10 protein-coding genes are annotated in these 12174 nt (G+C 35.5%); 6 read left to right on the forward strand and 4 right to left on the reverse strand.

Annotation, left to right across the window (positions count from 1 at the left end; translation table 11 throughout):
* Positions 1-19 precede the first annotated feature (19 nt).
* The 5 genes from OD90_RS03345 (at position 20) to OD90_RS03365 (ending at position 7060) form a co-directional block, all read left to right on the forward strand.
* On the forward strand, positions 20-2554 hold the full coding sequence (locus tag OD90_RS03345) for a PIG-L family deacetylase (protein ID WP_144666553.1): 2535 nt from the start codon (positions 20-22) through the stop codon (positions 2552-2554).
* A 112-nt stretch (positions 2555-2666) separates the two neighbouring features.
* Entirely contained in the window at positions 2667-4379 is a 1713-nt protein-coding gene (locus OD90_RS03350) for a sodium:solute symporter (RefSeq protein WP_144666556.1), read from the forward strand.
* Positions 4380-4468: 89 nt separating this feature from the next.
* Complete coding sequence (locus OD90_RS03355; protein WP_144666559.1) at positions 4469-5440, forward strand: Gfo/Idh/MocA family protein; 972 nt, start codon at positions 4469-4471, stop codon at positions 5438-5440.
* A 127-nt stretch (positions 5441-5567) separates the two neighbouring features.
* Complete coding sequence (locus OD90_RS03360; RefSeq protein ID WP_144666562.1) at positions 5568-5984, forward strand: DUF2141 domain-containing protein; 417 nt, start codon at positions 5568-5570, stop codon at positions 5982-5984.
* A gap of 137 nt (positions 5985-6121) precedes the next feature.
* Complete coding sequence (locus OD90_RS03365) at positions 6122-7060, forward strand: LysR family transcriptional regulator (protein ID WP_144666564.1); 939 nt, start codon at positions 6122-6124, stop codon at positions 7058-7060.
* A gap of 42 nt (positions 7061-7102) precedes the next feature.
* On the opposite strand, the gene OD90_RS03370 is transcribed toward OD90_RS03365, so the two are convergent.
* The 4 genes from OD90_RS03370 to OD90_RS03390 form a co-directional block, all read right to left on the reverse strand.
* Positions 7103-7300 carry a hypothetical protein gene (locus OD90_RS03370; RefSeq protein WP_144666567.1) on the reverse strand — a complete coding sequence of 66 codons (198 nt, stop codon included), beginning with the start codon at positions 7298-7300 and terminating at the stop codon, positions 7103-7105.
* Between the two features lie 180 nt (positions 7301-7480).
* Positions 7481-8281 carry a TIGR00266 family protein gene (locus OD90_RS03375; protein WP_144666570.1) on the reverse strand — a complete coding sequence of 267 codons (801 nt, stop codon included), beginning with the start codon at positions 8279-8281 and terminating at the stop codon, positions 7481-7483.
* A 137-nt stretch (positions 8282-8418) separates the two neighbouring features.
* Positions 8419-8799 carry a hypothetical protein gene (locus OD90_RS03380; RefSeq protein ID WP_144666573.1) on the reverse strand — a complete coding sequence of 127 codons (381 nt, stop codon included), beginning with the start codon at positions 8797-8799 and terminating at the stop codon, positions 8419-8421.
* 497 nt (positions 8800-9296) lie between these two features.
* Complete coding sequence (locus tag OD90_RS03390; protein WP_144666576.1) at positions 9297-11459, reverse strand: TonB-dependent receptor; 2163 nt, start codon at positions 11457-11459, stop codon at positions 9297-9299.
* On the opposite strand from OD90_RS03390, the gene OD90_RS03395 reads away from it, so the two are divergent.
* The gene (locus tag OD90_RS03395) at positions 11440-12174 is read left to right on the forward strand and encodes a YdeI/OmpD-associated family protein (RefSeq protein WP_222430158.1); all 735 of its coding nucleotides are present in this window, start codon (positions 11440-11442) and stop codon (positions 12172-12174) included. The two genes, OD90_RS03390 and OD90_RS03395, sit on opposite strands and share 20 nt — an antisense overlap.

Here is a 12174-nt window from a genome sequence, read left to right on the forward strand (position 1 = left end):
AACCTAAGCTTCTCAGACAATGCGCAAAACGTATTTTTTTCTCTTTGTGTTGACTATTTTCGCTTTCGCGAAAGCATACTCACAAGGAATAACGCTTCAGCCCAAAAAGCCAACTGCGAGCGAAATATATAACGACCTACAAAAACTTAATTTCTTAGGATCTGTACTTTATATCGCAGCACATCCTGATGATGAGAATACCACTGCTATCTCCTACTTTGCAAATACTGTAAAAGCCAGAACTGCTTATTTATCCTTAACACGTGGTGATGGAGGGCAGAATATTATAGGTCCAGAGCTACGAGAAAAGTTAGGCGTCATCCGTACACAAGAACTACTAGCCGCAAGGGCTACAGACGGTGGGGAACAGCTTTTTACCAGAGCAAATGATTTTGGCTATTCAAAACATCCAGATGAAACATTAGCAATTTGGAATAAGGAAGAAGTTTTAGGAGATGTGGTATGGGCCATTCGTACTTTTCAGCCAGATGTAATTATAAATAGATTTGACCATCGCTCACCAGGCAGTACCCACGGTCACCATACATCTAGTGCCATGCTCGCGGTTGAAGCATTTGATCTTGCTGAAGACAAAACAAAATACCCAGATCAACTAGTTTACACAGACACCTGGCAACCTAAACGACAATTTTTCAACACTTCGTGGTGGTTTTATGGAAGTAGAGAGAATTTTGAAAAAGCAGATAAATCAAAACTTGTAAAAATTGATGTAGGAACTTATTACCCAAGTTTAGGATTATCAAACACAGAAATTTCTTCTTTAAGCCGTAGCCAGCACAAATCCCAAGGTTTTGGTAATACAGGAAGTCGCGGTGCGAGCGATACTTATTTTGAATTGCTACGCGGAGAAATGCCCTCTAATAGTAATTTATTTCAAGGGATAGATACCTCTTGGAATCGTGTAAAAGGAGGAGAACCTATTCAAAATATTATTGACAAAATTATCGCTAGTTATAATTTTAAGGCTCCTGTGGAGAGCGTGCCATTACTTGTGAAAGCTTATACGCTGGTCCAAGATTTAGAAAATGAGCATTGGAAAAAAAATAAAACAGAAGAATTAAAAAATTTGATAGTCGCTTGCTCAGGTCTATATCTCGAAGCGACCTCAAACATTGCAACCGCTACTGTAGGTTCATCAATGATACTAAATGTAGAAGCTATAAATAGAAGTAACCAAATGGTTCAACTTAAAAGTGTTATTATAACGCCCACGAAAGCTCTCACAAATGTTGATACTACTTTAATGAACAATAATCGTTTCAATACAGAAATTCCTACAACAATTTCAGAGGATTTTAAAGACACTTCTGCGTATTGGCTTCGAGAAGAAGGAACTTTAGGAATGTATAAAGTGGCAGATCGCAGGATGATAGGCAAGCCGGAAACACCACAAAAAAACACAGTCGTTTTTAATCTTTCAGTAGCAGGAGTTGATATTGCAGTAGAAAGGCCTATTGTATTTAAATATAATGATCGGGTGAAGGGAGAGGTATACGAGTCTTTTGAAGTCACACCTCCTGTTTCGGCAAAAGTTGATGCAAAAGTTATCATTTTCGCGAAAGCGGAATCAAAAGAAATCCCAGTTACCGTTACCGCACATAAAGAAAACCTTACGGGAATTGTTACACTAGATGTGCCTAAAGATTGGAAAGTTTCTCCAAGGAGTTATCCCATAAATAATACTTCAATAGGAACAAATAACGTCTTTAATTTTACGGTTACTCCTCCCACTGGAAATAGTGGAGGTAGTATATCTCCAAAAGTTTTAGTAGCGGGTAAAAACTATGCAAAAGAATTAGTCCTTATTGACTATGCTCATATTCCAAAACAATCACTGTTTTTGCCTAATACTGCTAGAGTTGTGCGTTTAGATATTGAGCGTAAGGGGGACTACATAGGTTACATTCAGGGCGCTGGTGATGCTGTACCAGAAAACCTTGAACAAATAGGATATCAGGTTGCCGTCATAGACCCAGATGTAATGACGGCAGATATGTTATCACAATTTGACGCTGTTGTTATAGGTATAAGGGCTTACAATGTTATTAAGTCACTACAAACTAAACAGCCACTACTTCTTGAGTACGTAAAAAATGGCGGGACACTTATCACACAATATAATACATCTGGTCGCTGGGCAAATACAAACGTCGGAGCTCCGTATGATTTAAAATTGAGTAGAGATCGCGTCACTGATGAAAATAGCGAAGTCCGTATTCTCAAAAAAGATCATCCACTCATGTCATTTCCCAATGAGATTACAACAAAAGACTTTGAGGGATGGACACAAGAGCGAGGTTTGTATTTTCCAAATGAATGGTCCTCAGAATTTACCCCCCTACTCTCTATGAATGATAAAGGTGAATCTCCTAAGCTAGGTAGCTTGCTAGTTGCACCTTATGGTGAAGGACATTATATATATACAGGCTTGAGCTTCTTTAGAGAATTGCCCGCTGGTGTTTCTGGTGCCTACAAGCTTTTTGCAAATATGTTAAGCATAGGAAAACAAGAAATAAAAGATATAAAGCAATAAAAGATGAAAGAGAGATTCACCTACGTATGGAAGAAGAAATATACGGGTATACTTATTATCAATATTGGATATCTTATTATCTTTTATCTACTAATGAAACGATACGCTTAATATGGAAATTCTTGATTGGGCAGTACTTGCTTTTACCCTCATATTTATCGTTGTCTACGGTACGTATAAAACGCAAGGAAGCAAAAATGCAGAAGACTATATAAGAGGAGGCAACACTTCAAAATGGTGGACAGTAGGGCTTTCTGTGATGGCTACGCAAGCTAGTGCCATTACCTTTCTCTCTACTACAGGCCAAGGATTTTATTCTGGGATGGGTTTTGTTCAATTTTATTTTGGACTTCCTATTGCAATGGTTATCATCTGCCTCGTATTCATCCCAATTTACCATAGGTTAAAAGTATTTACCGCTTACGAGTATTTAGAAACTAGGTTTGATCTGAAAACTAGGTCTCTTGCTGCAATATTATTTCTGATACAAAGAAGTCTTGCTGCAGGTATAACCATTTATGCACCAGCTATCATATTATCTGCCGTACTAGGTTGGAACCTTACTGTACTTAATATCATTATTGGGATTGTGGTAATTGTGTACACCGTATCAGGCGGTACGAAAGCAGTGAGTATTACACAAAAGCAACAAATGGCAGTGATCTTTGCAGGTATGGCCATCGCATTTTACCTTATTCTCGATAAGTTACCTGATGCTATAAGTTTTACAGATGCATTGAGTATAGCTGGCGCTGGTGAGAAAATGAATTTGTTAGACTTTTCATTTGATTTAAATAATCGGTATACCGTTTGGACAGGTCTATTAGGTGGTACATTCTTAATGCTGTCTTACTTTGGCACAGATCAAAGCCAAGTGCAGCGCTATCTTTCTGGTAAAAATGTAAAAGAAATGCAGATGGGTTTGCTTTTTAACGGAGCACTTAAAATACCTATGCAATTTTTTATTTTACTGGTAGGAGTCATGGTGTTTGTTTTTTATCAATTCAATAATTCTCCTATAAATTTTAACCCTGCAGCTACATATGCTGTAGAAAACTCTATATATAAAGACGAATTTGAAAGTCTTAATAAACAACTTCAAAATAACCAAGAGAATCAAAAAACAGCAGCATTTAACTATGCAAAAGATCCGCTTCTAGATATTTACTCCAGTGATGGGATACAAAAATCATATATAGAAACGTATGCCGTTAAGGATAAGGAACTAAGATCTGTAGGTAAAGATCTTATAGCTCGTGCTGCTCCAGAGGTTGAAAATAATGATAAAGATTATGTCTTTATCCATTTCATACTTAATAACCTTCCTCACGGTCTTATCGGTCTTTTGCTAGCCGTGATACTAAGCGCAGCAATGTCATCTACAGCCTCAGAGTTAAATGCCCTAGGCGCCACCACTGCCGTAGACCTATATAAACGAAATTATAAAGGAGTGATGACCGAAGATCATTATGTGAAATCAACTAAAGGATTTACACTCATGTGGGGAGTATTAGCCATTATTGTAGCTTGTACAGCAAGCCTATTTGAAAATTTAATACAGCTTGTAAATATTATTGGCTCCATTTTTTATGGAAACATTCTTGGGATTTTCTTACTTTCATTTTTTATAAAATTTGTTCAAAGTAATGCAGTATTTATGGCCGCACTAGTGACGCAGGCTATCATTATAGGATTATACGCTTGTATACACTATGAAACTATTCCGTTATCCTATTTATGGCTTAACGTTATAGGCTGTGGTATTGTCATGTTCTTAGCGATTGTATTAGAGGTAAGTTTCGGAAAAAAAGAGAAAATAGTGTAGGATATTACCGCTTTCGCGAAAGCAAAAACCTAAAAAATAATGGTTTATTATTTTAATATCTCCCTACTAAGCCACAAATTAGTAAGTATATGATTTATTGGGGAATACTTGGCTGTGGTAAAATTGCACATAAATTTGCAAGTGATTTAAAGCTTACTAAAGGTGGAAAACTTTATGCAGTAGCCAGCCGAAGTCTCACAAAAGCGACCGAATTTGCGTTGAATTATGAGGCTCCTGTATCTTATGGTAGTTATGAAGAGTTAGTAAAAGATCCAAGAGTTCACATCATCTATATCGCTACACCCCACAAGTTCCATATGGAGCAGGCTATGTTATGTCTCACACATAAAAAAGGAGTTCTGTGTGAAAAGGCATTTGCGATGAATCAAAATGAAGTGATGGAAATGGTTGCTGCTGCAAAAAAGCATCAATTTTTTTTAATGGAAGCGTTATGGACACAATTTTTGCCACACTTCAAATTTGTTTCAGCTACAGTAAAAAACGGAGACTTAGGAAAAATAAGATCACTCAAAGCAGATTTTGGGATAGCCATTCCTTTTGATAAAAATCATAGATTATATAACAAAGAAGTAGGTGGAGGCAGCTTGCTTGATGTGGGCATTTATCCGGTGTTTGCCGCATTAAGCTTTTTAGGGTTTACAGATAGTATTTCGGCTAGTGCTATTTTTGGTCCTACAGAAGTAGATCATCGTTGTGAGCTATTATTAAGCTATCCCAATGGCGTAAATGCTCGATTATGCTGCGCTATAGATAAAAAAACGGACACCACATGTCATATTATATTTGAAAGTGGTGAGATTATTATACACGCTCGTTTTCACGAGCCTAGTAATGTAACAATAATTCAGAACGGCATAACATCTAAAGTACATTTCCCTACACCAGAAGGCATATATGGGTATCACTATGAAATCCTACATTGTCAAGAGATGCTTACTTCAGAAAAAATAGAAAGTCCAGTAATGAGTTTTAAAAAAAGCCTTCAACTCATTAAAATGCTCGATTTAATTCGAGAAGAGATAGGACTTCAATATAGCTGAATTTTAGGATTGACAATTATACAATTGAGTCATTAAATACGACAACTGGGTCGTTACTAATTTTTTTTTGCATGAACATGCCACTACTTTTACTTCATCAAAAAAATCAATCTTTAAATTTACTATTATGAAAACAATTATCTTTTTAGTTCTAGCTATAGTTTCTGGCTTATCATTTGGGCAAAATGAAAACGGAGTTACTTTAACAATTACAATACCTAACCTATCAAATAATGATGGGGAAGCTTCTGCTGCCCTTTATAATGAAGCGACATTTATGAAAGCGGCACCTTTACAAACCTCTGCCGCTATACCTAAGAATAATGCAGTCACATTAGTGTTTGAAAATGTAAAACCGGGCGCCTATGGAATTATCACACTACATGATACAAATGGTAATGGCAGAATGGATTTTGAAGCAAATGGAATGCCTAAAGAAGATTATGGTGTGTCTGGTTCTGGAGCTGGGTTTGGCCCGCCATCTTGGAGTAATGCAGAGATTACAGTGGGTAAAGAAAATATGGATATTGAAATAAGAATGTAAGAGTACGTTATATAATTTATTTTAAAAAGCTAAGGGTATGCCTTAGCTTTTTCTATATAGATAAACTCTTAAATTATAAAATACATTATATGCAAGATTGATAGTGTTTCTTATTTTTACATACTTAAATCGCAATAATGACTATTACTCAACTCAAATATGTGCTTGCTGTAGCAGAGCATCAAAATTTCACAAAAGCTGCACAAAAAACTTTTGTCACACAGCCCACGCTCAGTATGCAAATTCAAAAATTAGAAGATGAGCTTGATATATTAATATTTGATCGAAGTAAAAAACCAATTAAACTTACTGAAATAGGCGCTAAAATTGTTCACCAAGCAAGGAACATCGTCAACGAAGCAAATAGAATAAGTAATATTGTAGATCAAGAAAAAGGGTATATAGGCGGCGAGTTTAAGCTAGGAGTTATCCCTACAGTAATGCCTACACTACTCCCTATGTTTCTCACTAATTTTATAAATAAATATCCTAAGGTTAAGCTCAAAATTGAAGAGCTTAATACAGATAGAATCATAGAACGCTTAGAAGAGGGACATTTAGACGCTGCAATAGCTGCCACTCCTCTTGAAAATGCTAATATTAAAGAGCGGCCCTTATATTATGAGCCTTTTATAGCCTACGTCCCACAAAATCACAGACTTTTTAATAATGATAAACTTACTACTAAAAATCTTGATTTAGATGATATGCTATTGCTAGAAGATGGTCACTGTTTTAGAGATGGTGTCATTAATTTGTGCAAAACGATTAGAACTGATGATGAAAATAAATTTTCCCTAGAAAGTGGTAGTTTTGAGACGCTTGTTAAGCTCGCCAATGAAGGGTTAGGGATGACCTTACTCCCATACTTACACACGCTAGATATACCTGAAAGGGATAAAATATTCTTTAAAAAATTTGAGGAACCCTCACCTGCTCGTGAGGTGAGTATTATTTATCACAAGAGTGAGCTAAAAATGCAAATTATTGAAGCTCTAAGATCTACTATTGCAGGCGTTGTAAAGGGAGCAATTGCTTTTCAAAATGTACAGATTATAAGTCCGCTCAATAAATAATATGTTCTCTAACTAAAAAGTCGCCTATAGGCGACTTTTTAGTTATGATTTTAAATAAATTAAACATCGATCGAGATCTGGATTTTCTTTTATTAGATTTGAAATCCAAATACGGAGTTCATCTATTTCATAAGGTAATAGGCGTTTAATGGCCTTTTCTAGTTCTTTACAAAAAAGAGTACTATCAAAGCTTACCTTATTTAAAATGGTCTTCGTGTATTCAAACATTGCTCTCGCCATATTCGAAGGGTTTTTTAGGGTTAGTATTAAATAAGTAGGTGTGCTTAATAGGCTTTAGTGGTTTTAAAATTACCCTTCAATATAAAATAAATTAACGACTCAAACTGTTAACAATGATCACTTTAACAGTATCATTTTGTAATAATTTTTTGTTAATCACTAACAACGTGTGAGTTACCCTTAAAATCTATTATCTCCATCTAGTAAATCTCCAAGGCCTCCCAAGATAGATCCCTCACCTCTTTGATTTCCTCCTGCTTTAGGAGCCATAGCCAGAACTCTATTTGCGAGACGGCTAAAAGGTAATGACTGAATATACACTGTTCCAGGACCAGAAAGTGTAGCAAAGAAGAGTCCCTCTCCGCCAAAAATAGTGTTCTTAATACCTCCCACAAATTCTATGTCATAGTTTACGCTACTATCAAAACCTATGATACAACCTGTATCAACTTTGAGTCTTTCGCCAGCTACAAGTTCTTTTTTTAAAGTAGTTCCTCCAGCGTGTACAAATGCGATTCCATCCCCTTCTAATCTCTGCATAATAAACCCTTCTCCACCGAAGAGCCCACGTCCGAGCTTGCGTGAAAATTCAATTCCCACAGATACTCCCTTTGCAGCGCATAAAAAGGCATCTTTTTGACAAATAAACTTACCTCCTATTTTATCAAGATCTATTGGAATAATCTTACCTGGGTATGGTGACGCAAAGCTTACCTTTTTTTTACCCACAACTTCGTTATAAAAAGCAGTCATAAATAAACTTTCACCTGTAAGCAATCTTTTACCAGCACCAAAGATTTTACCCATGAGTGTATTATCCTTTGCAGACCCATCTCCAAAAATAGTTTCCATGCGAATTCCTTCTTCCATCATCATAAAACTACCAGCCTCTGCAATCACCCCTTCTTGCGGATCTAATTCGATCTCTACATATTGCATCTCCTCGCCTACAATTTCATAATCTATTTCATGTGCATTCATACCTGTTATTTTAAATTGATCTCTTTACTATTATTTAAGTTGTAAAAATGCATCATTTGTTACACCTTTTTTTAAAAAATGTTGATCAAAGAAACCCAAATGATATTTATGGGGTTTCTCAAAAGTTTTTTAAAAAGTTAATTTACTTCTAATTGATACGTGCTTTCAATGGTTGCCACATGACATCTATTCTCTGTTAACGTTACTATTTGCGGCTCCGTGATCGTAACAGTCTGATACCCCACTTTTTCAATCGAAAGAATATAGGTTCCTGTACGTTCGTTAGGACCAATATATACTCCAGGGCTTTCTAGTGCTAGTATAGCACTAAAACTATTCTCTAAAGCTGTAACGGTTACCCCTTCAAGTAAACTATTGTCTACTGCATCCCGAACAGTGATCCTAAAAGAAGGTTCAACGCTAGTCGTACAAACAACATCATCTGCTACTTCACCACCATCATCAGAACTACAGGAGATAAATAAGGAAAAGAATATTGTATAAAGTAAGTATTTCATAATATTAAAGGTTGATGATAATTAATAAATTTAAATTATAGCCCTATGAATGGGTTATCTCAAAGGTAAATTTTTATTAGAATGCTTTCACGAAAGCGTAAACTCCTAATTGAAAATTCATATACAAAAGAAAGGTATACTTTATTAATAAATTATACAGCGCATGACTTTCTTTGTTCCAGACACTTAACTCGTTGTACCTCTTATTAACAAATTAAATGTTCCCACACTAATTATTCCTATGGTTAACATTGATAATAACCAACATAGTCCAAATGAAAATATTAGAATTGGAAACATAAGGCAGGGAATAAAAACTTGCTTGGCAATTTTAAACACAAAATTGTAAAGATTTAATATAATAAATGCTGGATGGCAAACTCAGGATGCATAAAATCATAAATATTAAATCAATATTAATTACAAATAGACAAATTAAAGAAATTGTAAGACCACGCAATTCGCTGTATGAAATATCCTAAGGTAAACTTTAGATTCTATAAATTATCTAGCTGGTTAGAAGTTTTATCATCACTTATCGTCCAGAAGAAGCCTACAAAGAAAAATTGATCTGTGGCAGGCCTTAATGCTTTGCGATTAAAGCTCCCTGTAGCACTAGGGCTCTCTGCATATTGATAGCCATTAATATTTCTAAAGCCTAAAACATTTTGTACTGATGCGTAAATAATTTTTTGAGGACCTAATAAATAAGCCCAATTCACACTAAGACTATTAAAAGACTTTGTATTTGATTGTAAAAATCCCCCTTGATTTTTATCTGTATAAGTGCGACCAGAGCTATGCTGGAAACTAAACCCCACTTGCGATTTCCAATCGTCTATAAAATATTTTGTTACAACAGATATATTATGAGGACTGGCAAAAGATGGTCGGGCTTTACTAGGGAAATTCAAATACTTCCTTTCAGAATCAAGGTATGAGTAACTAATCCAATAGTCCATATTTTTTATACTCGTATTATCCCTCCAGAAAAAATCTATTCCCTGAGCATATCCAGCACCTACATTACTGAAAGTAGTCTCTGGCTCTATAAATTCAGAATTATAGGTAATGAGGTTACTATATGTTTTACGATATGCCTCAGCACGAAAAATCCTACCATTGTTGCTATACTGATAATTTGCAATATAATGTGATGTTTTCTGAGGGGTTACCTCTTGACTAAATTTTAAAAAATCACTTTGAGGGTTCTGGTAGAAGTCTCCGTAAGCAAGAGATAATTGACTATTCTTCCCAGTTTTGTAAGCGATGCTCGCTCGAGGTGAGAAAGTGAAATCTCCCATATAATCTGTATACTGCGTTCTTGCACCTAATTTGATCGCAAAATCACGAGAAAAAATAATATCACTTTCAGCAAAGAATGCGGTGATGTTACTTAGGTAGTTATACGCTTGATGTATAGCTTCACCATCTATACTACCTTTAAATTCTTCAGAAAAATCTGTTGTAAAATGTTCTGTCCCAAAAGCAAATTTTACTTGATTTGAAAATCGTTTTTTCATTTTTAATTTAAGATGAGCACTGTGTTGTGTATTGTCAATCGTTGTAGATTGTGGGGATATACGGTTTCGCGCAAGCGTATAACTTCCTCCTGTATGTAGTGTCCACGCATCACTAAGTACTTCTGTATAATTTGTATTTAAATAGAGGTTTCTATTTTTTAAAGCAAAATCAAACCCTTCTGGATTATTGATGTCTTCTTGAGTCGTTTTAAAATTTGTAGTATCTCCAGCAAGGTACATCTTAAAAAGTCCGTTAGCTGTCCGGTAGCGATAGACAGCCTCTCCAGAAAGTACTTCAAAAGGTTTTTGCCATGTATCTCTTACAGGGAAAATAGCATTATAAGCTGCTAGGTTGAGGTAAGATGTACTTAGCGATAAAGAACTCTTGTTCCATTTACGAGTGAGTCCTAACCCGCCTCCTAGTGACATTATGGATATGTCTGTTTTATTTTGATCTGGTTCATCTATCGTATTTAGTAATAAAACACTTGATAGTGCCTCTCCATATTCTGCAGAGTAACCTCCCGTAGAAAATGTAATACCGTCAAAGAGGAATGGGCTATAGCGTCCTCTAGCTGGGACATTGTTTGAAGTGGCGGTGTAAGGTGTAAATACTCGTATCCCATCTATAAAAATTTGCGTTTCTCCTGCATCACCACCTCTTACAAATAAGCGACCATCCTCTGCGACTGTAGTTGTACCCGGCAAGGTTTGTAATGCTCCTACAAAATCTCCTAATGCGCTTGCTGTAGTGACAACATCTAAAGGTTTTAAAACTGAAACTTTACTATTATCACTAGCTTCAAATGTACCAGCAGAAAGCACTACTGTAGCTAGAGAGTTTACATCCTCCTTTAATGTTATCTTTAAATTAGTATAGAAGCGAACGTCCATAAACTGTTCGTAAGGCTCATAAGAGAGATACGTAACTTTAAATAATTGTTCTCCCACTTCTGTGGTCGTAAATGAAAAATACCCATTATCATTCGTACTAGCACCATCATAGGTGCCCTCTAAAAATACATTTGCACCCACTATAGGGATTCCCCTTTTATTGATAACAACACCAGAGATTTCTGTTTGGGCCACGACAGTAGTTAAGCTAAAAAAAAGGAATGTGAGAATTGAAAATTTCATAATTGCTTGTTTGATTGATTATTTACAAAGCAAATATGAAAAGTGTTACGCTTTCGCGAAAGCGCAACTCACTCAACTGTTATTTTATAATGATCAATTGTATTTTTTGTATTTTAAACCTATGACAAAAGCAGAAAAAATATCCGATTTTTATTCCAAACCATCTCCATGGAAAACTGGTATTGCAGACTTAAGAAAACTTGTCCTAGATGCGGGCCTTAAAGAAGACTGGAAGTGGAGTTTTCCAACATATACCTATAAGGGTAAAAATGTAGTAGGAATTGCAAGTTTTCAAAATCATTTTGGCCTTTGGTTTTTTCAAGGAGCCCTTCTTACAGACAAAAAAAAGCAACTTAGAAATGCACAAGAAGGAAAAACCAAAGCGATGCGTCACCTTATTTACACATCTTATGAAGAATTAAACCCCACAATCGCTTTAAAATTTATAGACGAAGCGATAGAAAATGCAAAACAAGGTAAGAAAGTACAAAGTACACCTACTCAATCTAAAGTAGTTCTTCCTATAATGCTTAAAAATGCATTATTAAATGACGCACAACTACAACTCAATTTTGACGCTTTATCTTCAAGTAAACAAAGAGAGTATGGAATGTATATTAATGAAGCTAAGCAAGAGGCCACAAAGCAAAGGAGACTTGAAAAGTGTATTCCATTAATTTTAAATGGAAAAGGACTTAACGATACCTATAGATAA

It is taken from the genome of Dokdonia sp. Hel_I_53, assembly GCF_007827465.1.
Lineage (GTDB): Bacteria > Bacteroidota > Bacteroidia > Flavobacteriales > Flavobacteriaceae > Dokdonia.

What these genes read in the sequence shown, in the direction of transcription:
- OD90_RS03345 (WP_144666553.1), top strand. Translation starts at nt 20, where the DNA reads ATGCGCAAAACGTATTTTTTTCTCTTTGTGTTGACTATTTTCGCTTTC.
- OD90_RS03350 (WP_144666556.1), top strand. Translation starts at nt 2,667, where the DNA reads ATGGAAATTCTTGATTGGGCAGTACTTGCTTTTACCCTCATATTTATC.
- OD90_RS03355 (WP_144666559.1), top strand. Translation starts at nt 4,469, where the DNA reads ATGATTTATTGGGGAATACTTGGCTGTGGTAAAATTGCACATAAATTT.
- OD90_RS03360 (WP_144666562.1), top strand. Translation starts at nt 5,568, where the DNA reads ATGAAAACAATTATCTTTTTAGTTCTAGCTATAGTTTCTGGCTTATCA.
- OD90_RS03365 (WP_144666564.1), top strand. Translation starts at nt 6,122, where the DNA reads ATGACTATTACTCAACTCAAATATGTGCTTGCTGTAGCAGAGCATCAA.
- OD90_RS03370 (WP_144666567.1), bottom strand. Translation starts at nt 7,300, where the DNA reads ATGGCGAGAGCAATGTTTGAATACACGAAGACCATTTTAAATAAGGTA.
- OD90_RS03375 (WP_144666570.1), bottom strand. Translation starts at nt 8,281, where the DNA reads ATGAATGCACATGAAATAGATTATGAAATTGTAGGCGAGGAGATGCAA.
- OD90_RS03380 (WP_144666573.1), bottom strand. Translation starts at nt 8,799, where the DNA reads ATGAAATACTTACTTTATACAATATTCTTTTCCTTATTTATCTCCTGT.
- OD90_RS03390 (WP_144666576.1), bottom strand. Translation starts at nt 11,459, where the DNA reads ATGAAATTTTCAATTCTCACATTCCTTTTTTTTAGCTTAACTACTGTC.